The organism is Xanthomonas bonasiae (assembly GCF_017163705.1).
In the GTDB taxonomy this organism is placed as follows: domain Bacteria; phylum Pseudomonadota; class Gammaproteobacteria; order Xanthomonadales; family Xanthomonadaceae; genus Xanthomonas_A; species Xanthomonas_A bonasiae.
Genome location: NZ_JAFIWB010000023.1, coordinates 21,559 through 46,159, shown reverse-complemented (window position 1 = coordinate 46,159; position 24,601 = coordinate 21,559). Strand labels below are relative to the sequence as shown.

The window sequence follows — 24,601 nt, the reverse complement described above, 5'->3', positions numbered from 1 at the left end:
CGAGAAAACTCGCGAAGGTCCGGGCGCCGTTGTCGCTCAAGCCTGCCGCCGAGCCTGGCCGGGTCTGGAAGCGGGAAACCCACCTCGACACGGTCGCAGCGCCCCTCGGCGAAGGAACACCCGATTATAGCGGCTGCGGCGTGAGGCACTTGAATGGGGCGGTGGCCCTGGGACGTGGCGCACGCCCAAGGCCCGGTTCGGCGACCACGGCCGCGCCGCCGCCGCCTGCCGGCCGGTGCGCCCCCGGAGCCAGCGCTTCGATTCGCTGGTGCGTGCTCCAGGTGTCGCCAGGCCTCCCCGTGGGGGGGACTTCAGTCGCGACGAGGCTTCCCTGGAAAGCCTCGCGACCGAGATCGCTCCCGCAGGGGGGGGCGTCTGCGCCGGCCCACGATGGTTCGCTTTGTAACCGTTACCAGGCCGGGCGAGGGACTAATACTTTTGGGTTAGTCTTGCGGCGCCCCCCACTGCCGAGCCATGCGTTTCCGATGAACGAGTACCGCAGCAGCATCGTGTTTGCCACGCCCGACATCCCCTTGCGCGACGACGTCCGCCGACTGGGGGCGCTGGTCGGCGACCTGCTCGCCGAGCAGGTGTCTGCGGAGTTCCTCGACGAGATCGAAACCGTCCGCACCACCGCGATCGCGCGCCGCGAGAGCGATGCGCCGCCGTCGTCGCTGAGCGAGCAGCTCTACGGCCGCACGCCGCGCGACGCCGAGGCGCTGGTGCGCGCCTTCAGCACCTACTTCCAGGTGGTCAACATCGCCGAGCGCGTGCACCGCATCCGCCGCCGCCGCGACTACCAGCGCAACAGCGCCGACACGCCGCAGCCGGACGGCCTGCACGACGCGCTGCGCCGGCTCAAGGCGCAGGGCGTGAGCGCGCAGGAACTGGGCGAATGGCTGCCGCGCATCGACGTGGAGCCGGTGTTCACCGCGCACCCGACCGAGGCGGTACGCCGCGCGCTGCTGGAGAAAGAACAGTTGATGGTCGCCAGCCTGGTCGACAACCTCGACGGCATGCGCACCCCCGGCGAGCGCGCCACCGATGCGGCGCGCTTCCGCATGGCGCTGACCGCCTCGTGGCAGACCGCCGATTCCTCGCCGGTGCGGCCGACGGTGGAAGACGAGCGCGAGCATGTCGGCTTCTACCTGACCCAGGTGCTGTACCGGGTAGTCCCGGTGATGTACGAGACCCTGGAGCACGCGATCGAGGAAACCTACGGCGAGCCGGTGCCGCTGCCGCGGCTGCTGCGGTTCGGCACCTGGGTCGGCGGCGACATGGACGGCAATCCGAACGTGGATGCCGGCACCATCACCGCCACGCTCGACGCGCAGCGCCGCGCGGTGCTGGATCGCTACCTGAAGGAACTGTGGCAGCTGGCCAGCCTGCTCAGCCAGTCGACCACGCTGGTGGCGGTCAGCGATGCGCTGCTGGCGCAGCTGGAACGCTACCGGCACCTGCTGTCCGAGGCCGCGGCGCGCTCGCGGCCGCGGCATGGCGACATGCCGTACCGCCTGCTCAACGACCTGATGCGCGCACGCCTGCAGGCGACGCTGGACGACGCGCCGGGCGCCTACGCCGCGCCGGCCGAACTGGAGCAGGACCTGCAGCTGATCCTCGACAGCCTGCAGGCCAACAAGGGCCTGCACGCGGGCTGGTTCGCGGTGCGCCGGCTGCTGTGGCGGGTGCGCAGCTTCGGTTTCCACCTGGCGCGGCTGGACGTGCGCCAGGAGTCCAGCGTGCACGCGCGCGCGGTCGCCGCGGCGCTGGGCGAGGACGAGTGGGACGCACGTTCGGCGCAGGACCGTGCCAGCGTGCTCGGCGCCTATGCCGGCGGCGAGCGGATCCTGCCGGCCGCCCCCGAGGATGCCGGCAACGCACGCCTGGACGCGGTATTCGCCGCGCTCGCCGACGCGCGTGCGCGGCATGGCGCCGATGCGCTGGGCAGCTACATCATCAGCATGGCGCACAACCGCGCCGACGTGCTGACCGTGCTGGCGCTGGCGCGGCGCGGCGGCCTGGTCGATGCGCAAAACGCGGTGCCTTTGGACATCGTGCCGCTGTTCGAGACGGTGGACGACCTGCGCGGCGGCACCGACACGCTGCGCGACCTGCTCGCCGACCCGGTCTACCGGCGCCACCTGGCCGCGCGCAACGACGTGCAGATGGTGATGCTCGGCTACTCGGACAGCGGCAAGGACGGCGGCATCGCCGCCTCGCGCTGGGGCCTGCAGCGCGCGCAGGTGGAACTGCTCGATGCGGCCGCCGACCTCGGCATCCGCCTGACCTTCTTCCATGGCCGCGGCGGTTCGATCGTGCGCGGCGGCGGCAAGACCACGCGCGCGCTGGAAGCGGCGCCGCGCGGCAGCGTCGACGGCCGCCTGCGGGTGACCGAGCAGGGCGAGGTGATCCACCGCAAGTACGGCATCCGCGCGCTGGCGCTGCGCTCGCTGGAGCAGATGACCGGCGCGGTGCTGCTGTCGAGCATGCGTCCGCGCGCGCCGGACGCGCGCGAGGACGCGTGGCGGCCGGTGATGGACATCGTCGCCGAGCACAGCACCCGCGCCTACCGCAGCTTCGTCGGCGATGCCGAGTTCATGCGCTATTTCCGCCTGGCCACGCCGATCGACGTGATCGAGCGGATGACCCTGGGCTCGCGGCCGTCGCGGCGGCTGGGCCAGGATGCGGCGCTGGACAACCTGCGCGCGATCCCGTGGGTGTTCGCGTGGAGCCAGGCGCGCGCGGTGATCCCGGGCTGGTACGGCGTCGGCAGCGGCCTGCGCGCGGCGGTGGAGGCCGGCCACGAGGACACGCTGCGCGAGATGGCCGCCGATTGGCCGTTCTTCCGCACCTTCCTCGACGACATCGCGATGGTGCTGTCCAAGGGCGACCTCAACATCGCCGAGATGTTCTCGCGCCTGGCCGGGCCGCTGCACGAGCGCTTCTTCCCGCGCATTCGCGACGAACTCGCGCTGACCAAGGGCTGGGTGAAATCGCTGACCGGGCAGGCGTCGCTGCTGCAGCACGACCCGCGGCTGGCGTTGTCCATCCGCCTGCGCAATCCCTACATCGATCCGATCAGCGTGTTGCAGGTGGATCTGCTGCAGCGCTGGCGGGCCACCGACGGCGAGGACGAGGACCTGCTGCGCGCGTTGGTGGCCTGCGTCAACGGCGTCTCGCAGGGCGTGCAGAACACCGGCTGAGCAGCGGCCGGACCGGACCCGGTGGCGCTGCTTCCAGCATCGCCGCCGGGCCGCCGGACGCGGTCCGGCCAGCACCGCGCTTGCAAGTGGACAAAATTGTCCGATAATCCCGGCATGGATCTCCGTGCCGATGCCGCCCAACGTCGCCGCCTGCTGCTCGATGCGGCCGACGAAGTATTCTGCGAGCACGGCGTGCTCGCGCCGCTGGAGTTGGTGGTCGAACGCTCCGGCGTGGGCCGGGCCACGCTGTACCGCAATTTCGCCGACCGCACCGACCTGATGATCGCGCTCCTGCAGCGCGCCCTGGACGGGCTGGAATGCTGCGCGCGCGATATCGGCGAGCGCCCCGACGGCCTGTTCCTGCTGCTGCGCGATGTCGCCGAGCACATCGCGATGTCCGCGCCGCTGGCCGATTGCTGGCGCTCGATGCCGCGCGACCATCCGCAGATCGAAGTGGCGCATGCGCGGCTGATGGCGATCCTGCTGCCGTTCCTGCAGCGCGCCACCGACGCCGGCCTGTGCCGCCAGGGTCTGGACGGCGACGACCTCACCTTGTTGATGGATATGCTCGGCGCCTGCCAGCGCGGCAGCGACGAAGCCGAACGCAAGGCCTTGGCGCTGCGCGGTTGCCGGCTGCTGTGCCATGCGCTGGCCACGCCCGCGGCGGCGGCGACGCTATGAGCCTGCGTCGCGAGCGAGGGCAGGGCCGCGCCGTCGCCGCGATTGCGGCGCGCAACGCCGCGCAGCGGGGTTGGCCGGCACGCCTGTTGCGCGCAACGGTGGCGCTGGCGATCGTGCTGGCCGGGGTCTGGGGCGCGCTGTTCCTGGCCTACCTGCCGCATACCGGCAGCCTGGTGCGCTACGCCTCGGCGTTGCTGTGGCTGGCGATGGGCGGCGCCGCGCTGTGGGGCCTGCGCCATCCCCGCGACTACCGCGTGCTGCCGTGGATCTTCGCCGTCGCCTGCGCCGGCCTGGTGTTCGGCTGGTCGCAGCTGCTGCCCGAGCAGAACCGCGACTGGGCCGACGACGTGGCGCAGCCGCTGCAGCCGCAGGTCGAAGGCCACCTCGTCACCCTGCACAACGTGCGCAATTTCGCCTGGCGCAGCGACAGCGACTACACGCCGCGTTGGGAAACCCGCCAGTACGACCTGGACCGGCTGGTCTCGGCGGACCTGGCGCTGTCCTACTGGATGGGGCCGGCGATCGCCCACACCCTGGTCTCGTTCGGCTTCGACGACGGCCGCCGGGTGGTGTTCTCGCTGGAGATCCGCAAGGAGCGCGGCGAATCGTTCTCCGCGCTGGCCGGGTTCTTCCGCAATTTCGAGCAGGCGATGATCGCCGCCGACGAGCGCGACATCCTCGCGGTGCGCAGCAACGTGCGCGGCGAAGACGTCTATCTGTACCGGCTGAACATTCCGCGCGCGCAGTTGCGCCAGCTGTTCATGGGCTACGTGGCGCAGGCGCAGCAGCTGCAGCGCACGCCGAAGTTCTACAACACCGCCACCAGCAATTGCACCACCATCGTGTTCGAGCTGGTGCGCAAGTTCGAGCCGCAACTGCCGCTGGATTACCGCCTGCTGCTGTCCGGCTATCTGCCGTCCTATGTCTATGCGCAGCACGGCTTCGTGCCGGGCTACGCGCTGGCCACGCTGCAGGCGCGCGGGCGCATCGGCGAGCGCGCACGCCAGGCCGGCGCCGGCGCCGACTTTTCGCAGCGCATCCGCGAAGGCATCCCCGGCGAAGAACCGCCCGGAGCGCCGCGCTGATGCGCGCCGCGCGCGCGGTGCGGCAGCTGGCGGCGCGCGCGCTGCTGGCGGTGGGCCTGCTCGCCGGGTCCGGCTGCGCCATGGTCACCGTGCAGTCGCGCGCGGCCGGCGACTACATCGCGACCAAGCGCGGCGACGTGCTCAGCACCGGCGAACTCAGCGACGCCAGCCAGGAAACGCTGCGCGTGGTCGCGATCGAGCGCAAGCCCTGCGAGGCCGATATCCCCGCCTGCGCCGCGCAACTGCGCACGCTGCAGGGACTGGACGAGGAACGCCGCCTGGCGACCTTGTCGGAGCTGTGGTTGCGCGCGGCGACGACGCGCACGCCCAAGGGCAACGTCGCACTCGACGATGCAGCCTTGCAGGCATGGCTGGAAACCGCGCGCTACGCCTATGCCTACCTGTTCTATACCGAACGCCCGGCCAGCGCGCGCGCCTTCGAGGACCGGCAGACGCAGGTGCGCGATTACTACAACTACGCGGTGCAGCACGTGGTCGGCGCGATGTTCGAACGTTGGCGCGCGCGCAGCGCCAGCGGCGAATTGCGCGACGACGACACGCTGGCTGCCGCCGGCTGGCAAGTGCGCGCGCAGCTGGACAGTTTCCGCCTGCCGGGCGGCGTGGCGCGGCCGAATGCGATGGTGCCTGCCGCCTCGCTGCGTTTCGACGGCCTGCGCAGCACCTATCGCCGCGATGGCTTCGGGGCCGAACTGGTGGCGGAAGTGTCGCCGGCGCAGGTCGGCGATCCGACCGCGATCATGGCTGCTGCAAAGCCAGGGCAAGCGGCTACCGATACCGCCGGCTACAGCGAACTGTCGTACGCGCCGACCACCGTGCTGCTGCGCTTCGACGGCGACAGCCTGGCGCAGGTGCTGGACACGCGCAGCGTGGTGATCGCGCCCTACGATCCGTATCGCGACAACGAGGTTGTCGTGCACGGCCAGCGGCTGCCGCTGGCGGCCAATTTCACCGCCGCCTACGGCCTGTGGCTGGCGCGTTCGGGCTTCGCCAAGCAGTCGTTGCGCTCGATGCTGGGGCGCGAACACGGCATCGAGCAGCCGCACCTGTACCTGATGCAGCCCTACGATCCGAACCGGCGCATCGTGCTGATGCTGCACGGCCTGGGCAGCAGCCCCGAGGCCTGGGTCAACGTCGCCAACGAGATCATGGGCGACGAGCAACTGCGCCGCCACTACCAGATCTGGCAGGTCTACTACCCGACCAACATGCCGATCGCCTGGAACCGCGCGCAGATCGAAACCTTGCTGCAGCAGACCCTGCACAATTTCGATCCGCAGGGGCAGGCGCCGGCCTCGCAGCACATGGTGCTGATCGGCCACAGCATGGGGGGAGTGATCGCGCGGCTGCTGGTCAGCAGCTCCGGCGAGCGCATCTGGAACGCGTTGCTCGCCGGCCGCGACCTGAGCGGCGAACGCGGCGCGCGGGTACGCGAGCGCCTGCAGCCGCTGTTGCGCTTCGCGCCGCTGCCGCAGGTGGACCGCGCCATCTTCATCGCCGCGCCGCACCGCGGCACCGCCATCGCCGAGGGCAGCATCGGGCGCCTGGTCGGCGGACTGATCCGCTTGCCGGTGACCTTGCTGCAGCGCTTCACCGAGGTGATGCAGGACATCGCCGGCCAGGACGGCGTGCCGCAGCGCCTGCCCAACGGCATCGACAATCTGCGCGATACCGATCCGTTCGTGCGTGCGGCCGCCGAGCTGCCGATTTCGCCAGCCGTGCGCTACAACTCGATCATCGCCCGGCGCAACCCGGCGCTGCCGCTGGCCGTCGCCGACGATGGGCTGGTGCCCTACCGCAGCGCGCACCTGGATGGCGCCGAATCGGAACTGGTGATCACCTCCGGACACAGCGTGCAGGAGACGCCGCAGGCGATCCTGGAGATCCGCCGCATCCTGCATGCGCAGATCGCGTCGGAGTGATGCGGCGGAGTCGATAGGCACCCGGTTAGATCCCTCCGTGGGAGCGCCTTCAGTCGCGACGCGCACTATCGGTAGAACTCGTTGCGACCGATGGTGAATGTCGCCTGGCGTCGCTCCCAAGGGCGTACGCGACGCCATCTGGGTGCACTGTAGGAGCGGCTTCAGCCGCGACAGTCTCCGTCGCCGGCAGGCCCGCCGCGTCGTTCGTCGCGGCTGAAGCCGCTCCTGCGGTGGCGTTATGGCGCGCCGGATGTCAGCGGAAAAAGCGCCGCAGCCATGCGCACTTGCGATACGCACGCGTATGCATCACTGACGTATCGCATTTCCGTTCACCTATGAACTCCGTCACGCATCTGCAAACATCGACGCACACAATGCGCCGCAGTTGTTAACGGACCGTCAGTTCGCACGGTCCAGCTCCGACACGGAACTCCCCCAGATGTTCGCCCAGTTGCCGGCTTCGCGCCGGCGATACGGGCAGCGCTTTGCCTTCTCCGGCCGCGGCGTCGTCGCGTGCCGGGACACCACCCCACGTCCTGATGGAATTTCCATGAACCACGCATCGCACCGCGCCAGGCCGCACCGGCTTGCCGGATCCATCGCCCTGGCCCTGAGCCTGGCCCTCGCCGCCGCCGCCCATGCCGAAGACCCCGCGCAGGAGCAGGCGCAGAACACCGCCGGCGACGACACCGCGCCGGCCGCCGCCAAGGGCAATGCGCAGACCCTGTCGACCGTGACCGTCGCGGCGAACCGCTACACCGCCGCCGACATGCAGATGGCGGCCAGCAACACCGCCAACGTGCTGTCGGCCGACGACCTGAAGTACACCGCCGTGCACAACATCGCCGAGGCGCTGGGCCTGTTGCCGGGCGTCAACGTGGTCAACACCGGGCAGTCGTATTTCGGCGGCGTCGACGGCGCCGCGCGCGGCGAGGGCATGTTCGCCTCGGTGCGCGGCCTCAATGCCGAATACAACGTCAACCTGATCAACGGCGTCAACGTCGCCCAGGGCATGCCGTACAGCCGCAGCGTGCAGCTGAGCCTGCTGCCGCCGTCCGGCCTGCAGACCATCGTGTTGAACAAGACCTCCACCGCGGCGATGGACGGCGATGCGATCGGCGGCACCATCGACTACCGCACTCCCAGCGGTTTCGACTACAGCGACGCGATCGGCGGCAGCATCACCGCCAGCGGGCGCATGGAAAGCCGCGCCCGCGACTACGACGAGAGCGGCCTGGGCAAGGGCGCGGCCGGCGAGTTCCACGCCAAGTTCGGCAGCGAGCACCAGTTCGGCATCTACGCCAGCGCGTACTACGACGAGCGTCACTACGTGAACAGCGAAGTGGCCAGCGCCTCCGCCGCGCGCAACGACGGTTCGTGGGAATTCTCCCGCACCACCGCCAAGGGCGCTCTGGCCGCCGGTTACGACGCGGAAGATTCGCTGCAGTCCACCGGCACCAACATCGGCTATTCCGGCGGCGACACCAAGCGCTACGGCGGTAACGTCTCCTTCGACTGGCATGTGGACCCGACCCTGCAGCTGTACGCGCGGGCGACCTACGCCTACGCCAAGACCGAGCAGAACACCGGCTATACGCAGTTCGTGCCGGCCAGCGTCAGCTATTCGCAGATCGGCAGCACCGGCGTGTACCAGCCGCAGATCAATCGCGTCGCGGTGCGCTACTGGTACGAGACCAATCCGGAAGTAGCCGACCTGGCCACGTTCCAGTTCGGCGGCGACAAGCAGCTCGGCAACTGGACGCTGTCGCCGAACCTGTTCTACAGCTTCGGCGACAACGATCGCCCGGACCACATCGAAGTCTCTGCGCGCGTGGATCAGTACAGCTCCACCCAGTTCCCGTACGGCGCCAACAGCTTCATCAGCTACGACAGCGAAGGCTTCCCGGTGCCGCAGCTGACCACCGCGATGCAGAACCAGGCCGACGACATCGGCAGCCTGTACGCGCGCCGCCACGGCCAGTTGACCAAGTCCTACAGCGGGCAGAAGAAGGGCGGCGCCAAGTTCGACGCGCGCTACGACTTCGACGAGGGCGCGCTGAGCAGTCTGCAGTTCGGCGTGAAGTACGTGGACAGCTCGCGCGAGTTCACCGAGCGCGACTGGACCACCGCAAAGTTCACCGACGGCACGCTGCTGGAGAACACCGGCCTGGTCAGCGGCAGCTACGACGCGGTGTATCCGGGCAAGTACGACTACCCGACGGTCAAGCTGAGCAATTCGGCGCTGAAGGCCTCGATCGCCAAGTACCTGACCGCGAGCAGCTTCGACACCTGCGGCAGCCTGGCGGTCAACAATCAGAACTGCGACACCATGCGCGGCACCGAGGCGGTGGCCGCGGCCTATGCAATGGCCACGTTCAAGACCGGCGACCTGGAGATCATCCCCGGCCTGCGCTTCGAGCAGACCAGCATCCGCAACACCTACTGGACGATGCCCAAGGACAGCAGCGGCAACGAGCTGGCCGGCTACTTCCAGAACAACCACACCACCTACGACGTGCCGCTGCCCAGCGTGTTCCTGAACTATCGTCCCGGCAACGCCAACGCGGTGTACCGGGCCTCGGTGTGGACCAGCTACACGCGCCCGGCGTTCGTGCAGCTCGGCGGCGGTTCCAGCTACAGCGTGTCCAGCGACGGCATCACCACCATCACCGAAGGCAATCCGGATCTGAAGCCGATCAAGGCGGTCAATGTCGACCTGTCCGGCGAGTGGGACAACGGCGTCGGCGGCCACGCGATGCTGGCCGGCTACTACAAGCGCCTGTCCGACTACATCTACGAGAACGGCTCGGATGCGGCCAATGCCGGGGCGAGCACCAGCGGCAGCGTGCGCTACGTGCGTCCGCAGAACGGCGGCGACGGCAAGGTGCTGGGCGTGGAAGCGGCGGTGCGGCAGACCCTGCAGGGCATGCCGGCGCCGCTGGACGGCTTCGGCATCGGCGCCAACGTCACCCGCCAGTCCACCCGCGTCGACCTGGGCATGACCGGCTTCCACGACGAGCGCATCCAGAACGCGCCGGACCTGATGGCCAACGCCGAGCTGTTCTACGAGAAGGGGCCGCTGTCGGTGAACCTGAGCTACCACTACTCGGGCGAATACGTGTCGGTCTACGACTACCTGGACCAGGGCGCCAGCTGGGACGACCTGTGGGTGAAGCCGATCACCCGCGTCGATCTGCACGTGGGCTATGCGGTGAACGAGCACCTGCGCGCCGACCTGTCGGTGGCCAACCTGACCAATCGCCTGAGCTACTGGGCGCATGTGGGCCGCAACAGCACCGCGATCTCGGACATCGTCGATGCCGGGCGCACCAGCCTGCTGACCGTGAAGTACACGTTCTGAGCCAACGGCCTGTGCATGGGTCGGCTTTCCTCGCGCGTCGCGGCATGTCGCCGCGGCGCGCGTCGGCATGCATGCGGTCGTCGAGCGCGTGGCGCGCGCGCATGATCGCCAGTGAGCCGGCGCGCTCAGGTGGTGTCGGTGTCCGCAGCGCAATGTTGCGGCAGCGATGAGGTTGCGGGTGTGTCCGGTCCACCGCAGCGCGGCGACCGACACGCGATCGCCATGGACCTGCGCTGCAATCGCACCGGCATGCAGTGCGATGGATGCCGCGCAGTGAGTGATTTCTTTCCCCTTTTTTCTGGAACGACGATGAGCAAGCGGATGCGGTGGATGCTGTTGACAGTGCTGGCGGCAACCGCCGGCGCGCAGGCGCGGCCCGCGCGCGAAGCGTCTGCGCCGTCACTGCAGGTCGAGCAGGTGGTGATGCTGTTCCGTCATGGCGTGCGTGCGCCGCTGGATGGCGAAGCCGCGGCGGCGGCGTTGGCCGACCGTCCGTGGCCGGTGTGGAACACGCCGGCGAGCCTGCTCACCGCGCACGGCCGCGTGGCCGTGCAGCTGAGCGGCGACTACACCCGGCAATGGCTGGTCCGCGACGGCGTGCTGCCGGCCGCCGGCTGCCCTGCCGACGGCGCGGTCAGCGTCTACGCCAACACCGACCAGCGTACCATCGCCAGCGCGCAGCTCCTGGCCGAGACGCTGGCTCCGGGCTGTGGACTGCAGGCCGGGCATCAGCCGCAAGGCAGCGACGATCCGCTGTTCCGCCCGGTCGAGGCCGGTGCGGTGGACTTCGACGCGGACGCCGCGGTGGCGTCGATCCAGCGCCAGACCGGCGGTCCCGGCGCGGTGCTCGCGCCCTACGCGAAGGAGCTGCGCACGATGCGGCAGATCCTCGGCTGCAGCGCCAAGGACTGCGATTTCGCGCGCATGCCGTCGTCGCTGAGCGCCAGCGGCAACGGCCGCGGCATCGCCATGCATGGCCCGCTGGACCTGACCTCCGGCACCGCGGAGGTGTTCATCCTGCAATACGCCGAAGGCCTGCCGCTGGACCAGGTCGGCTGGGGCCGCGCCACCCGCGAACGCATCGGCGTGGTGTCGCGGCTGCATGCGCTGCTGTTCGAGATCTACGCGCGGCCGCAGTACATGGCCGCGCGCGCCGGCGCGCCGCTGGCGCGGCGGGTGCTGGACACGCTGGGCGTGGCGGAGGCGCCGAAGCTGAGCGTGCTGGTCGCCAGCGATACCCACATCGCCGCGCTCAGCGGCTTGCTCGACCTGCACTTCCATCTGCCCGGCTTCGGTCGCGACGACTCGCCGCCGGGCGGCGCGCTGGTGCTCGAGCAACTGCGCGACACGCGCAGCGGCCAGCGCTACGTGCGCCTGCGCTACCAGGCGCAATCGCTGGACCAGCTGCGCGAGTTGACCCCGCTGAGCCTGCGCAAGCCGCCGCTGCTGCAGACCCTGCACGTGCCGGGCTGCAGCGACGCCAAGACCCAGCTTTGCACGCTGCAGCAGTTCCAGAAGGTGTTGCAGGACTCGTTGCAGCGGCGCGGGTGAGAGGGCATTCCCGCGGTTTGCCTTGGCGTGAGGCGTGTCGCCTGCCGGAAGAGAGTTGCCGCCGCTTGTTGTAGGAGCGGCTTCAGCCGCGAGCGGGCGCTTCCGGTAACGCCCGGTCGCGGCTGAAGCCGCTCCTACAGGGGGCGATGCGCGGTCTGCCATGATGCCGAGGCGAACAAAAAAAACGGGCCGCGATGCGGCCCGTTTTCGTGCAAGCGCCGAAGCGCCGGCTTACTTCAGCTTCGCGTCCGCGCGCAGCGCGTCGGCGCGGTCGGTCTTTTCCCACGAGAACGAGGTGGCGTTGTGCTGCGCGCCGGTGCCGTCGGTGTAGGTGAACGCCTTCGGGGTGCGGCCGAAGTGGCCGTACGACGCGGTCTGCTGGTACATCGGGTGGATCAGGTCGAGCATCTGGATGATGCCGAACGGACGCAGGTCGAAGTGCTTGCGGATCAGCTTCTCGATCTTGTCGTCGGCGATCTTGCCGGTGCCGAAGGTGGTGACCGAGATCGAGGTCGGCTCGGCCACGCCGATGGCGTAGGAGACCTGCACTTCGCAGCGGTCGGCCAGGCCGGCGGCGACCACGTTCTTGGCCACGTAGCGCGCCGCGTAGGCGGCGGAACGGTCGACCTTGGACGGGTCCTTGCCGGAGAACGCGCCGCCGCCGTGGCGCGCCCAGCCGCCGTAGGTGTCGACGATGATCTTGCGCCCGGTCAGGCCGCAGTCGCCGACCGGCCCGCCGATCACGAACTTGCCGGTCGGGTTGATGTGGAACTTGGTGCCCTTGTGCAGCCACTTGGCCGGCAGCACCGGCTTGAGGATCTCTTCGCGCACGGCTTCGACCAGGTGCTTCTGCTTGATGTCCGGGTCGTGCTGGGTGGACAGCACCACCGCGTCGATCGCGGTCGCCACGCCGTCTTCGTAGCGCAGGGTGACCTGGCTCTTGGCATCCGGGCGCAGCCACGCCAGCGGCGAGTTCTTCTTCTTGCGGATCTTGGCCTGCTGCTCGACCAGGCGGTGCGACAGGTGGATCGCCGCCGGCATGAAGCTGTCGGTCTCGCGGGTGGCATAGCCGAACATCAGGCCCTGGTCGCCGGCGCCCTGTTCTTCCGGCTTCTTGCGGTCCACGCCCTGGTTGATGTCCGGCGACTGCTTGCCGATCAGGTTGAGCACGCCGCAGGTCTCGCCGTCGAAGCCGACGTCGGAGCTGTTGTAGCCGATGTCCAGGATCACCTTGCGGGTCAGCGCTTCCAGGTCGATCCAGGCGCTGGTGGTGATTTCGCCGGCGACGATCGCCACGCCGGTCTTGACCAGCGTTTCGCAGGCCACGCGCGCGCGCTTGTCCTGGGTCAGGATCGCGTCGAGCACCGCATCGGAAATCTGATCGGCGATCTTGTCCGGGTGGCCTTCGGAGACCGACTCGGAGGTGAAGAGATAGCTGGACATCGCGGCTATATCCTTGTATTCGGATGAAAAGATGGACGCGCATGATACACGGGCGCGCGGTGCTGTGCATTGTGGCCCCGCCGCCGTTGGGCAAGGTTAACCGGTCAGCCGGCGGGACCGCGGGCGTCACTTTGCCGTAGTCATATTGCAAGATCGGTGTCGCCACGGGGGCCGAAGCTGTGCGCAGTCAGCAAGGGGGCTTGCCGTGCTCGCACTCGAACGTCGTCTGCAGGATCGCTACCCGCACTGGTTCGCCGGGCGCCGCTCGCGGCTGGTGCGGCCGCTGTTGCGCGGCCTGCAGAAATGGTCGGGCCTGGACGCGCTGGAGGCGTTCCTCGACGCCAGTCACGAACTGCGCGGCTTCGCCCTGGTCCAGGCCGGGATGGATTTCCTGCAGGCGCGCTACGTGGTCGCGCCGACCCCCGCCGAGTGCATTCCGGCACGCGGGCGCCTGCTGATCGTCGCCAACCATCCGTCCGGCGCGCTGGACGCGCTGGCGCTGCTGGATTGCGTGGGCCAGGTGCGGCGCGACGTGAAGATCGTCGCCAACGACTTCCTGTGGGCGCTGGAAGGCCTGCGCGAGCTGCTGCTGCCGGTGCGCATCCTCGGCGGCGCGCCGTCGCCGGCCAGCGTGCGCGCGATCGAGCAGGCGCTGGAGCAGGAGCAGTGCGTGATCGTGTTCCCGGCCGGCGAAGTGTCGCGGCTGGGCTGGGGCGGGGTGGCCGACGGGCGCTGGCGCCGCGGCTTCACCCGCTTCGCGCTGCGCACCGCCACCCCGGTGCTGCCGGTGCGCATCCATGCGCGCAACTCGGCGCTGTTCTATGGCGCCTCGGCGCTGTTCAAGCCGGCCGGTACCGCGTTGCTGGCGCGGGAGATGTTCGCCCGCCGCGAGCGGCGCATCGCGCTGAGCCTGGGCCGCGCCCGGGTGCTGCCGCAGGGGCAGTCCGACGCCGAACTGATGCGTGGCCTGCGCCGCGAACTGTATGCGCTGGGCCGTGCCGGCGCCGACGTGCCCGCGCCGAGCGAGGAACCCTTGGTCGCGGCGGAGGATCCGGCCGCGGTGGCGGCGGAACTCGCCACGCTGCGCAGCCTGGGCCAGACCGTGGACGGCAAGCAGATCCGCGTGGGCCGGCTGCGTGCCGGCTCGGCGCTGCTGCGCGAGATCGGCCGCCTGCGCGAGCTGACCTTCCGCGCGGTCGGCGAGGGCACCGGCCGGCGCCTGGACCTGGACGACTACGACACCTGGTACGAGCACATCGTGCTGTGGGACGGCGCCGCCGCGCGCGTGGTCGGCGCCTACCGCGTGGCCCGCGGCGCGCCGGTGCTGGCCGAGCGCGGCCTGGCCGGCTTCTACACCGCCGGGCTGTTCCGCTACGGCGAAGCGCTGCTGCCGCGCATCGCCGCCGGCATGGAGCTGGGCCGCAGCTTCGTGGTGCCCGACTACTGGGGCAGCCGCAGCATCGACTACCTGTGGCAGGGCATCGGCGCCTACCTGCGCGACTACCCGCAGGTGCGCTATTTGTACGGCGCGGTCTCGATCAGCGCGGCGCTGCCGCGGCAGGCGCGCGAGCAGATCGTGGCCTACTACGCGCGCTACTACGGCGATGCGCTGGGCGAAGCCGCCTCGGCGCGGCCGTTCGACTATTCGCAGGCACCGCCGGCGTTCGACGCGCTGGACGCGGACACTGCGTTCAAGGTGCTCAAGGGCAACCTGGACGCGCTCGGCGCGGCGGTGCCGATGCTCTACAAGCAATACACCGAGCTGTGCGAGCCGGGCGGCGCACGCTTCCTCGCCTTCGGCGTCGATCCGGCGTTCAACGACGCGGTCGATGGCCTGATCGAACTGGATCTGCAGCGCATTCGCAGCAAGAAGCGCGTGCGCTACCTGGAACGGCCACGTAGCGAAGCTGAGGTGATGGCATGAACAATGTGAGCAGCTTGTCTGTGCCCCCGCGTCGGGCGGTGTTCGTGTCCGACGTGCACCTGGGCGCGCCGCACTGCCATGCGCGCGAACTGGCCGATTTCCTCGGCGGCCTGCAGTGCAAGCAGCTGTATCTGGTCGGCGACATCGTCGATTTTTGGTGGATGGCGCAGCGCCGCGCGGTGTGGGGCGCGGCGCACCAGCGCGTGATCGATGCGCTGCACGCGCTGGCGCGCGGCGGCACCGAACTGATCTACGTGCCCGGCAACCACGATCGCCCGATCCGCCGCTTCTGCGGCCTGGCGCTGCCGGCGATGCAGGTGCGCCGGCGCGCAGTGCACGTGACCGCCGACGGCCGCCGGTTGCTGGTGGTGCATGGCGACGACTACGACGCGGTCACCCAGTTCGGCGGCCTGCAGGAGAAGTTCGGCGACTGGCTGTACTACCGCATCCTCACCGGCAACCAGTTGACCAACCGCGTGCGCCGCCGCTTCGGCATGCGCTACTGGTCGCTGGCCGACTACCTGAAGCGGCAGAGCAGCGCCGCCGAGCGCTACATCGAGCGCTTCGTCGACGCCGGGCTGGACGATGCGCGCCGCCGCGGCCTGGACGGCGTGGTCTGCGGCCACGTGCACCGCGCCGGCCTGTTCGAGCGCGCCGGCCTGGTCTACGCCAACGACGGCGACTGGGTCGAGAGCCTGACCGCGCTCGCGGAAGAGGCCGACGGTACCCTGCGCCTGCTCTCGCATCGCGACGAAGTGCTGGCCGAACTGCCGCCGCGCCTGCGCTCGGTGCAGGACAGCGCCTGGCCGCGGGCGGCCTGAATCCGGCGGTTTGCGCGAGACGGCGCATTGCCAGGGCAAGCGCTTCGGCAGGTCATGCGTCCGTGCCTGCGCATGCTGGTGCGGAGCGTTTGCGTCCGCGACCAGTGCCGTCCGCGATTGACCGCCAGATCCGACGCCGCGCATTCGCGCTGAGGGACGCGGCGCATCACGGCGTGCCGTACATCCCATGATCGATGCGTCGCGTTCGTGAAACGCGGCTTGCGCTTGCTCGGCATGCGTCCCATCGGGTCTACTGCCTTCCGTCGGAGCGGCAAGCCCGGGCAGGACGCCACGATCGAGCCTGGTTGTCGCGCCGACGCACGGCGCCGCGCAAGCTTGTCGCATCTCGATCACGTCGGGGGTCATGGAGAAGCTGAAGCCAGGGAAGGAACTGTCCGGCCGGTCGCTGCGATCCGCGTGGAACTGGATGAGCCCGACCGCACCGGCTCCTTCCGGCGTCGCTGCCCGGCATCCGGCAAACCTGGGACTGTCGTGCACGTTCATCCTGCTCATGGCGAGCGGCACCTCGATCGCGCGAAACACGGTGTACGGCTGCACGGACGCCAAGCTGGCCCGCACACTTCCGGACTCGGTGCTGTGCGTCCAGCGTGCGGGACTTTCGCCTTCGGCAGCGGCGGGCGACGGACAGGTGGAAGCGTTGTTCGCACAAGCCAAGGAACGCCTGGACATCGGCCGTTTCGAGGCTGCCGAACAGGCGCTGGACTGCGCCGACGCCAACATCGGCGACGGCGGCGACGAACGCTTGCGCTACGAACTCACCCGCCGCCGCGGCATTCTCGATTTTCGCCGCGAACGCATTGCGCAGGCGCTGGAGCGGTTCGAGTGCGCGGTCACGCTGTCCAGGGCGCTCGGCGATCGCGAGGCGGAGGCGCGCGATCTGAACAACGTGGGCGCGGCGCTGCGCCGTCTCGGCGATTTTCACGGCGCCCTGCGCAACATGACGGTCAGCCTCGGGATCCAGCGCGCCCAGGGTGGTGCCGCGGCGTCCGTGCTCAACAACATCGCCGACGTGTATCGCGAATTGCGCGAGCCCGACACCGCGATGCGCTACTACCGCGATGCGCTCGCCGCCAACCGCGCGAAGGGCGACTCCATCGAGGCGGCGCATGTGCAGGAGACCATGGCAGAACTGGCCCTGGACAGCGGCGATACACGCCAGGCGCTGGCCTGGCTGCAGGAGGCCCTGGCCGTCTACCGCGAGAAAGGCCGCCGGGCCTATGAGCTGCGGGTCCATGACGGCCTGATCCGCGCGGCGCTGGCGTTGGGCGACGTGCCGCAGGCGCGGCGCTGGAGTTCCAGCGCGCTGGCGCTGGCCGACGCATGGAAGCTGCCGCTGCCTCCGGCGCTGCAGCTGCAGATGGCGCGCACGACACGGCTCGAAGGCAACGCTGCCGCCACTGCGGCGCGCCTGCGCGAGGCGCTGGCATCGGCCGCCAGCGGCGATCCGGTGCGGGTGCCGTTGCTGGAGGAACTGGCGCGGCTGCAGGAAAGCACGGGCGACGCAGTGGCCGCCAACGCCACGCTGCGGCGCGCGAACGCGGACGCCGCCGCGCTGGTGCACGCGCAGCACGACCGCCAGTTGGACTGGTTGCGGATCCGCTTCGAAACCGCGGAGCAGCAGCGCACCATCGCCCTGCTGGAAAGCCGGAACCGCCTGCGCGAGGCCAAGCTGCGGCAACGCACGCTTCTGCTATGGCTCGCGTTGGTGTCCGGCGTCGCGGCCGCGCTCGGCGTCTGGCTGTTGCTGCAGCGGCGCCGGCAACGCGAACGCCTGCTGGACGCTGCACGGCGGGTCCGGCACGAGGAGGAGCTCGCCCGCTATCGGCGCGAGGCGGACGCGCTGGCTGAGGATCGCAGCCTGCTGCAGACGCTGCTCGACAGCCGGGAAGATGCGGTATGCCTGCTCGATGCCGAAGGACAGGTGCTGGTCGCCAATCGCACCGGACGCCTTCGGCTCGGCGGCGCGGACGATGCCGAGCCGGTAGGACAAACGGTGTCCGCCTTCGTGGCCGTCGCCGATCGTCCCGCGCTGCAGTCGGCGCTGGAGCGGATGGAGGACAGCGCGGGGCAGCGCGTCGCGTTCGTCGCCCGGCACGGCGGCCCGCTGATCGCGACGCTCGAACCCTGGCCGGGAGGCGACGGCCTGGTCGTTCTCGCCCTGCAGGAACGCGACGGCGTCGCAGTGCAGACCTCCCCGGCCGCGGGCCGGCAGGCGGGCCAGGAAGCAGACCAGGAGGCGGACGCAGCCGCGCCGCCAGCGCGCGATGCGTTCCGGCGCACGCTGGTCGAGCTCATGCTGGCGGTCATCGATACCTGGGAGCGGACCACCGGCACCGGCCGCCTCGAGCTGGCCGAGCGCAGCCGGATCTGGCGCGTGAACATCGACGACGGCCGCCTGCGCGCACGCGCGATGGAGCGCTATCTGGCGGTCTCCAAGTTGCCGCAAAACCCGCGCTGGCGGGATGTGCTGCGTTCGGCCTATTTCGTGCTCGCGCACTGCGACGGGCTGTCGGCGGACACGCGCGCCGCGCTGCAGTGGCGGGTCGACGCGGTGCTGGCCTATACCCGTCGGGACGCACTGGTCTGAGAGTGGCTGGCAAACTGCTGCGCGGCCAACAGCCGGGCGCGTACGGCGCTCGAAAACCTCATGAACCACTCGTGCACGACGGTTCCTGCGCGCCGTCCGTGCCCGGCTGGAGACTATTCACGTCCCTTCGTTAGCCACGCGAAGCGCGCGCTCCTTCACGGCTGGTCAGCGCCCGCGCTTGGCCGGGCAGACCACACAGGCCCCCTTCAAGCCTTGTTCCATGCGGTATGTGCTGTGGTGGTCCCGGGCCAGGAAGGTCGCGGGGCCAAGCACGATGGGCTTGGCCGATCGCGACGGTGCCACGACGTCGCAATAGGCGGTGATGGTGTTCAGCGCGTTCGCATACGGCTCATGGCTGTCGACCACGCCGCACTTGTCCATCACCTGACGCAATTGCCCGCCGTTGAAATCGAACTTCACCACGACTTCCGGCTCCTGGTCTTCCTCCAGGCACCAGTCCGGCGGCAGGGTGTCGTGGCCGTGGGCGGCCAGGGGCAGGGTCAGCAGGACTGCGACGGCGGCGGCATGGAAGAGGGGGCGGCTGGGAGGCATCGGAGGCTCGCAACGTCGGGAACGGGATCTGCAGCCTAAGGGTGCCGGCGATACGGATACCAGCGAATCCGCGGGTACGGATGGGGAACAAACCCGCGTAGCGCATTGATTCTTCGATGTTATGTCCGCGCCGAAGGAAGGCGCATGCACCCACGCGGCCAAGGGGTGCCGACCCTGGTTCGTCAAATCGACCCGGTTTGTTCCTTTGACGACCCGGCTTCGCCCTCGTGCCTCGTTGCGGGCCCGCCTAGCCTGGAATCGCCGCATCGCCCCGCACGCCGATGCGGCGGTGGTCACCTCGTCGAAGGCGTTCGCAAGGATGTCTGGACACCGGGCCCCAATCATCCACTACAGGAGAATGCTCATGAAGAAGAAGCTTCTTGCCGTAACGGTCGCTCTGCTGGCCGGCAGCGCCTTCGGTGCCCCCGCGCTGGCGGCCGAGAATCCGGAGGACCAGGTAGGCATCCAGCACAACATGTATCTCGGCTGCCTGATGGACCTGAACACTTCGCCCAGCGACGCTCTCACCGTGCTGGTAAAAAAGTGCGGCTACGACCCCGGCATGCCGCTGGAACGGTTCGTCGCCACGCAGCAGCCCATTGTCGATTCGATCGATCCGACCAAGCCGATGGCCGAAAGCCTGGCAGGGCTGCGCCCTCAGTTCAGTGCCTACGAATTCTCGTTCATCGAGCGGATGGACCAGATCGTGCAGAACACCGGGGACGTGGATGCGGCGGCGCTGCAGTTCGAGGAGCTGGAGCGTGAGGCCATCGGGCGGCTCGATCCCAAATCGAAGAACGGCGCGCTGATCCTGGGCGGGCTGAGCGTGGCCAAGCATTCCACGCGCTACTGGTCCGAGTATGTGTCCAGGAACGGGAACTCAACCGCGAAGGCATTTCCCTGGAAAATACTGCTCGTCGTAGCAGCGGATGCGCTCGGCTACATCCTTACTCAAAACATCAGCATATCGTCCGCCGTTTCCAACACGGTCCAGGGCTGGCTCGACTGACGGTCCGATTCCGACAGCGCAGATGGGTGTGGAAGGCGTCCCGTGGGGACGCCGTTCCTGCCGTGGGCGACCGTGCAGGTGGACATGTCGCCACCCCGCTTGCTCGGCGCGGATGCCAAGGTCTTTTCGTGAAGTAGCCGGCGACAGGCCTGCATCGCCAGCAACATGGCGTCGGGGCTGCCCCCTGCACACACACCGGCATACCCCACGTCTGCAACACACCGAGCGAAGCCGCTGTGGGAGCGGCTTCAGTCGCGACGCGCCTTCCCGTGAAGTGCTAGGCCCGGTCGCCATCGCGACGATTGCAACCGCCGCGTACCCTTCGCCGCATCGCTGCTAGCATCGGCCGATGGATTCCCTTTCCCAGATCGTACTCGGCGCCGCCGTCGCTGCCGCCATTGCCCCGGCCGCGCATCGCCGCGCCGCGCTGCTGGCCGGCGCCGCGCTCGGCACCGTGCCCGACCTCGATTCGCTGCTCCTGCTGCCGCTGACCCGCGACCCGGTCACGCTGATGACCGTGCACCGCAGCTTCAGCCATTCGCTGTTCGTGCTGCCGCTGCTCGGCTGGCTGATCTGGTGGCTGTACCGGCGCTTCGGCCATGGCCGCGTGGCCGCAGCGCCGCGGCGCTGGTTCTGGGCGATCCAGCTGGCGCTGATCACCCATCCGCTGCTCGACGCGTTCACCGTCTACGGCACGCAGCTGTGGTGGCCATTGCGGCCGCCGCCGGCGATGTGGTCCAGCGTCTTCATCATCGATCCGGGCTACACGTTGTGGCTGCTCCTGGCCTGCGCCATCGCCTGGTGGGCGCGCGCACGGCGCGTGGCGCAGCAGGCGCTGCTGGCCGGGCTGATCCTGAGCAGCGCCTACCTGGGCTGGTCGCTGCTGGCCAAGCACCTGGTCGATCGCCAGGCCGATCGCGCGCTGGCGGCGATGGGCCTGCAGCACGCGCCGCGCTTCTCGGTGCCGATGCCGTTCAACACGCTGTTGTGGCGGGTGGTGGCGATGACGCCGGGCGGCTATGTGATCGGCGAGCGCTCGCTGGTCGCCGACCGCGGGCCGATGCGGTTCCAGGGCCATCCCTCCAACACCCAGGCGCTGGGCGAAGTGCGCGCCTTGCCGGCGGTGCAGCGGCTGACCTGGTTCAACCGCGGTTTCATGCGCGCCCAGGTCAAGGACGGCGAACTGGTGCTCAGCGACCTGCGCATGGGCCTGGAGCCGGACTACAACTTCAACTTCGCGGTGGCGCGGCAGCACGGCGATGGCTGGCAGGCGATCGCGCCGCGCCAGCTGCAGGCCGCGTATCGCGCCCCGGTCGCGCGCGGGCAGATCGGCGCGGCGCTGGCGCGGATGTGGCGGCGGATCTGGACCGAACCTGCAGCGACGACACCGGTCGGCGCGCCGGCGCAGTCCGAGCTGCACTGAGCGGCTAGGGGATCGCCGCCGCCTCCCGGTCCGCGTGCGGATGCCTGCTGTCCGCGTGGCGCTGTGGTCGATCTGGCCGAACGGGCACGCCGCCGCGCCTGCGTGGTTGCGGGCAAAGCCGCACAGTTGGGACAGGAACCCGCTGCGAACGCCTGGCGTGGTCCTGCGCCGCGCCGCTCAGGCCGCGGCGGGCAAGTCGGGCGACACGCCGGCGATGAGCGCATCGAAGTAATCGGCCGTCAGCCGCAGTTGCGCATCGGCGCTCTCGGCGCGATTGACCACCGCGCGGAACGCCGCGTTCTCGGGGCGATCCTTGGCGTACCAGCCCAGGTGCTTGCGCGCGATGCGCACGCCCTGCGCTTCGCCGTAGAAATCGTGCAGCGCCCGCAGGTGGCCGAGCAGGGTGTCGCGCACGAACGGCAGCGCCGGCGCCGGCAGCAGTTCGCCGGTCGCCAGATAGTGCGCGATCTCGCCGAAGATCCACGGCCGGCCCTGCGCGGCGCGGCCGACCATCACCGCATCGGCGCCGGTCGCGGCCAGCACCTGCGCGGCCTTGTGCGGCGAATCGATGTCGCCGTTGGCGATCACCGGGATGCGCAGCGCGGCCTTGATCTGCGCGATCGTGGCGTATTCGGCCTGGCCGCTGTAGTGCTGGTCGCGGGTGCGGCCGTGCACGGCCAGCGCGGCGATGCCGCAGTCCTCGGCGATGCGCGCGATGGCCGGGCCGTTGCGGTGGTCGCAGTCCCAGCCGGTGCGGATCTTCAGCGTCACCGGCACCGGCGAGGCGTTCACCACCGCGCTGAGGATGCGCGCCACCAGCGCCTCGTCGCGCATCAGCGCCGAGCCGGCCCAGGCGTTGCACACCTTCTTCGCCGGGCAGCCCATGTTGATGTCGATCAGCTGCGCGCCGTGGTCGGCGTTGTAGCGCGCCGCCTCGGCCAGCCGTTGCGGCTCGGTGCCGGCGATCTGCACGCTGACCGGGTCCGGTTCGCCGGCATGGTCCATGCGCTGCAGCGATTTGCGGGTCTGCCACAAGCGCGGATCGGAAATGGTCATCTCCGACACCGCCAGGCCGGCGCCCAGGCGCTTGCACAGCAGCCGGAACGGCTTGTCGGTGACCCCGGCCATCGGCGCCAGGATCACCTTCGGTTCGATCGTGTAGGGGCCGATGCGCATGCGGCCATTGTCGCCGCCACCGCGGCCGCTGCCAACTCGGACGGCCATGTTGGTGGCGGCAAGCGCGGCGACCTGGCTGGGACAGGCCCGAGCGCGTGCGCCGACCGGATCGCGCGCGCGCGACCCGGCCGAAGGTCGCGGATTCAGCGGATCAGCTGGTACAGCTCGAAGCCCTTGGCGTTGCCGTCCAGGATCAGCAGCAGTTCGTCGGGGCCCAGCGCCACCAGGCGTCCGACGCTGTTGCCATTGGTGCCGTCCGAGACGTTGCCGGGCGCGTAGTGGCCCTGCGGATCGTCGTTGACCGTGCTGGCGCCGAGGAACGCGAACTCGCGGCTGTCCTTGGCCAGCGGATACAGCGTGCCGCTGCGGCGCTGCGAGCCGCTGGTCTTGCTCAGGCGATAGCCGCAGGGATCGCGCGCGATCTCGGCCTTGAAGTAGGGGTAGGCATAGGCGAAGCGCTGGTCGACCTGGATCGAGCGCACCTTCCAGCGGCCTTCCAGCTTGCCCGGCAGCTGCGGCGACTGCGCGCGCTGCAGCAGCGTGCGCGCCAGGGCCGCGCCGTCTTCCTGGTCGGCGTCGTCGTAGTGCGCCGCGATCGCCTGTTGCAGGCTGTCGGCGGAGACGGTCACCGCGGCGCGGTCGGCGTCGGCGGCAGTGCTGTTCCAGTCGCAGCGCTGCGCGGCGAGGGCGGACAGCGGGGCAAGCAGTGCGCACAGCGCGCCGAACGAGATGGCGGAAAAACGCGGCATCGGAAACTCCTTGTCGGGATGCAGGCCCGGCGCGGCGCCGGGCGGTGGGTCGGTGATCTGGGTGCGCGGCAACGGAGGCCGCGATCGGCGCGGACGGCTCAACCGGCGTCGGGCACCAGTCGCGGCATCGACGCGGCAGCGCCTTCGGCTTCGGTCGAACGCGCCGCGTAGTGGTTGGCGAAGCGCACATGGGTGGCGAAGCTGGCGTTCGGCGATTGCGCCAGCGAAGCCGCCAGCGCGCCGTTGAACGCATCGCCGGCACCGGTGGTGTCCACGGTCTGCGCGGCCTCGGCGCCGATGCGGTAGTACGGCTGCGTGTCGCCGCGCTGGCGCTCTTCGGGGTGCGAGATGAACGCGCCCACCGCGCCCAGCGTCACCACCACGGTGCCGCCCGGCAGCAGCTTGCGGCACAGCGCGTGCAGGCTGCCGCCATCGGTGGCGGCGACGTCATCGGCATCCACGCGCTCGCCGACATGGCGCGTCAGCAGCGCGGCGAACTCGGTTTCGTTCGGGGTCAGCACGTCGGCCAGCTTGAGCAGGCCGATGCTGGTCTGCGCATTGGCCGGCGCCGCGTTGAGGACCGTGGTCAGGCCGGTCTCGCGCGCCAGCGCCAGGGTCGCCTCGATGGTCTCGATCGGCGATTCCAGCTGTGCCAGCAGCACCCGCGCCGAGCCCAGCAGCGCGCGTTGCGCCTGCACGAAGCCCAGGCTCAACGCGGCGTTGGCGCCGGCGCCGATGACGATGGTGTTGCGGCCGTGGCCGTCGACGTAGATGCCGCCGGTGCCGGTCGGCTCGGTACTGGCCTCGGCGGCGAGATCGATGCCGTCCTGCGCCGCCAGCGCGCGCGCCATCGCGCCGCCGGCATCGTCGCCGAGCGCACACACGAAGGTTGTGCGGGCGCCGGCGCGCGCCGCCGCCACCGCCTGGTTGAAGCCCTTGCCGCCGGGGCCGGTGCTGTAGCGGCCGGCGATGGTCGCGCCGGGGGCGGGCAGGGTCTCGCAGCGCCAGACGTGGTCGACATTGAACGAACCGACGACGATGACCGAACTCATAGGCATGTGCTGCTTCTCAACAA

16 protein-coding genes, 1 other RNA gene and 1 riboswitch are annotated in these 24,601 nt (G+C 69.9%); of the genes, 12 read left to right on the top strand and 5 right to left on the bottom strand.

What is annotated here, in order from left to right; genetic code table 11:
- Positions 1-14: 14 nt before the first annotated feature.
- Positions 15-113: riboswitch (S-adenosyl-L-homocysteine riboswitch) on the bottom strand.
- A 372-nt stretch (positions 114-485) separates the two neighbouring features.
- From ppc to JR064_RS17170, 6 genes are all read left to right on the top strand, one after another.
- On the top strand, positions 486-3,203 hold the full coding sequence (gene ppc / locus JR064_RS17195) for a phosphoenolpyruvate carboxylase (protein WP_206230553.1): 2,718 nt from the start codon (positions 486-488) through the stop codon (positions 3,201-3,203).
- A gap of 114 nt (positions 3,204-3,317) precedes the next feature.
- Positions 3,318-3,884 carry a TetR/AcrR family transcriptional regulator gene (locus JR064_RS17190; protein WP_179568349.1) on the top strand — a complete coding sequence of 189 codons (567 nt, stop codon included), beginning with the start codon at positions 3,318-3,320 and terminating at the stop codon, positions 3,882-3,884.
- The gene (locus JR064_RS17185) at positions 3,881-4,969 is read left to right on the top strand and encodes an Lnb N-terminal periplasmic domain-containing protein (protein ID WP_241093140.1); all 1,089 of its coding nucleotides are present in this window, start codon (positions 3,881-3,883) and stop codon (positions 4,967-4,969) included. The genes JR064_RS17190 and JR064_RS17185 overlap by 4 nt, the downstream gene beginning before the upstream one ends.
- On the top strand, positions 4,969-6,909 hold the full coding sequence (locus JR064_RS17180) for an esterase/lipase family protein (RefSeq protein WP_206230552.1): 1,941 nt from the start codon (positions 4,969-4,971) through the stop codon (positions 6,907-6,909). The genes JR064_RS17185 and JR064_RS17180 overlap by 1 nt, the downstream gene beginning before the upstream one ends.
- Positions 6,910-7,459: 550 nt before the next feature.
- Complete coding sequence (locus JR064_RS17175) at positions 7,460-10,270, top strand: TonB-dependent receptor (protein ID WP_206230551.1); 2,811 nt, start codon at positions 7,460-7,462, stop codon at positions 10,268-10,270.
- Between the two features lie 309 nt (positions 10,271-10,579).
- A complete protein-coding gene (locus JR064_RS17170) occupies positions 10,580-11,821 on the top strand; it encodes a histidine-type phosphatase (protein WP_206230550.1) in 1,242 nt (413 codons plus the stop codon).
- A gap of 231 nt (positions 11,822-12,052) precedes the next feature.
- On the opposite strand, the gene metK is transcribed toward JR064_RS17170, so the two are convergent.
- Entirely contained in the window at positions 12,053-13,264 is a 1,212-nt protein-coding gene (metK, locus tag JR064_RS17165; protein ID WP_179568341.1) for a methionine adenosyltransferase, read from the bottom strand.
- Positions 13,265-13,469: 205 nt separating this feature from the next.
- On the opposite strand from metK, the gene olsF reads away from it, so the two are divergent.
- From olsF to JR064_RS17145, 4 genes are all read left to right on the top strand, one after another.
- Positions 13,470-15,188: a bifunctional ornithine lipid synthase OlsF gene (olsF, locus tag JR064_RS17160; protein ID WP_179568339.1), complete on the top strand. Its 1,719-nt coding sequence runs from the start codon at positions 13,470-13,472 to the stop codon at positions 15,186-15,188.
- Positions 15,185-16,009, top strand: a complete 825-nt coding sequence (locus tag JR064_RS17155) for a UDP-2,3-diacylglucosamine diphosphatase (protein ID WP_206230549.1) — start codon at positions 15,185-15,187, stop codon at positions 16,007-16,009. Before olsF ends, JR064_RS17155 begins: the two co-directional genes overlap by 4 nt.
- Positions 16,010-16,373: 364 nt before the next feature.
- Entirely contained in the window at positions 16,374-18,617 is a 2,244-nt protein-coding gene (locus tag JR064_RS17150) for a tetratricopeptide repeat protein (protein WP_206230548.1), read from the top strand.
- Between the two features lie 60 nt (positions 18,618-18,677).
- A non-coding RNA gene (locus JR064_RS17145) (sX9 sRNA) lies at positions 18,678-18,753 on the top strand.
- Positions 18,754-18,782: 29 nt separating this feature from the next.
- On the opposite strand, the gene JR064_RS17140 is transcribed toward JR064_RS17145, so the two are convergent.
- Positions 18,783-19,169 (bottom strand): hypothetical protein, encoded by a 387-nt coding sequence (locus tag JR064_RS17140; protein ID WP_206230547.1) that lies wholly within the window; start codon positions 19,167-19,169, stop codon positions 18,783-18,785.
- Positions 19,170-19,533: 364 nt separating this feature from the next.
- Here JR064_RS17140 and JR064_RS17135 point away from each other — a divergent pair, with 364 nt between their 5' ends.
- A complete protein-coding gene (locus JR064_RS17135; RefSeq protein ID WP_206230546.1) occupies positions 19,534-20,178 on the top strand; it encodes a hypothetical protein in 645 nt (214 codons plus the stop codon).
- A gap of 349 nt (positions 20,179-20,527) precedes the next feature.
- Entirely contained in the window at positions 20,528-21,601 is a 1,074-nt protein-coding gene (locus JR064_RS17130; protein WP_206230545.1) for a metal-dependent hydrolase, read from the top strand.
- 177 nt (positions 21,602-21,778) lie between these two features.
- On the opposite strand, the gene dusB is transcribed toward JR064_RS17130, so the two are convergent.
- The 3 genes from dusB to JR064_RS17115 form a co-directional block, all read right to left on the bottom strand.
- Positions 21,779-22,777, bottom strand: a complete 999-nt coding sequence (dusB, locus tag JR064_RS17125) for a tRNA dihydrouridine synthase DusB (protein ID WP_206230576.1) — start codon at positions 22,775-22,777, stop codon at positions 21,779-21,781.
- Positions 22,778-22,920: 143 nt separating this feature from the next.
- Positions 22,921-23,526 carry a DUF4893 domain-containing protein gene (locus JR064_RS17120; RefSeq protein WP_206230544.1) on the bottom strand — a complete coding sequence of 202 codons (606 nt, stop codon included), beginning with the start codon at positions 23,524-23,526 and terminating at the stop codon, positions 22,921-22,923.
- 98 nt (positions 23,527-23,624) lie between these two features.
- A complete protein-coding gene (locus tag JR064_RS17115; protein WP_179569391.1) occupies positions 23,625-24,578 on the bottom strand; it encodes a ribokinase in 954 nt (317 codons plus the stop codon).
- Positions 24,579-24,601 lie beyond the last annotated feature (23 nt).

Excerpts from the sequence above, each read along its gene's own strand:
- ppc (WP_206230553.1), top strand. The coding sequence starts at position 486 with ATGAACGAGTACCGCAGCAGCATCGTGTTTGCCACGCCCGACATCCCC.
- JR064_RS17190 (WP_179568349.1), top strand. The coding sequence starts at position 3,318 with ATGGATCTCCGTGCCGATGCCGCCCAACGTCGCCGCCTGCTGCTCGAT.
- JR064_RS17185 (WP_241093140.1), top strand. The coding sequence starts at position 3,881 with ATGAGCCTGCGTCGCGAGCGAGGGCAGGGCCGCGCCGTCGCCGCGATT.
- JR064_RS17180 (WP_206230552.1), top strand. The coding sequence starts at position 4,969 with ATGCGCGCCGCGCGCGCGGTGCGGCAGCTGGCGGCGCGCGCGCTGCTG.
- JR064_RS17175 (WP_206230551.1), top strand. The coding sequence starts at position 7,460 with ATGAACCACGCATCGCACCGCGCCAGGCCGCACCGGCTTGCCGGATCC.
- JR064_RS17170 (WP_206230550.1), top strand. The coding sequence starts at position 10,580 with ATGAGCAAGCGGATGCGGTGGATGCTGTTGACAGTGCTGGCGGCAACC.
- metK (WP_179568341.1), bottom strand. The coding sequence starts at position 13,264 with ATGTCCAGCTATCTCTTCACCTCCGAGTCGGTCTCCGAAGGCCACCCG.
- JR064_RS17155 (WP_206230549.1), top strand. The coding sequence starts at position 15,185 with ATGAACAATGTGAGCAGCTTGTCTGTGCCCCCGCGTCGGGCGGTGTTC.
- JR064_RS17150 (WP_206230548.1), top strand. The coding sequence starts at position 16,374 with ATGGAGAAGCTGAAGCCAGGGAAGGAACTGTCCGGCCGGTCGCTGCGA.
- JR064_RS17140 (WP_206230547.1), bottom strand. The coding sequence starts at position 19,169 with ATGCCTCCCAGCCGCCCCCTCTTCCATGCCGCCGCCGTCGCAGTCCTG.
- JR064_RS17135 (WP_206230546.1), top strand. The coding sequence starts at position 19,534 with ATGAAGAAGAAGCTTCTTGCCGTAACGGTCGCTCTGCTGGCCGGCAGC.
- JR064_RS17130 (WP_206230545.1), top strand. The coding sequence starts at position 20,528 with ATGGATTCCCTTTCCCAGATCGTACTCGGCGCCGCCGTCGCTGCCGCC.
- dusB (WP_206230576.1), bottom strand. The coding sequence starts at position 22,777 with ATGCGCATCGGCCCCTACACGATCGAACCGAAGGTGATCCTGGCGCCG.
- JR064_RS17120 (WP_206230544.1), bottom strand. The coding sequence starts at position 23,526 with ATGCCGCGTTTTTCCGCCATCTCGTTCGGCGCGCTGTGCGCACTGCTT.
- JR064_RS17115 (WP_179569391.1), bottom strand. The coding sequence starts at position 24,578 with ATGAGTTCGGTCATCGTCGTCGGTTCGTTCAATGTCGACCACGTCTGG.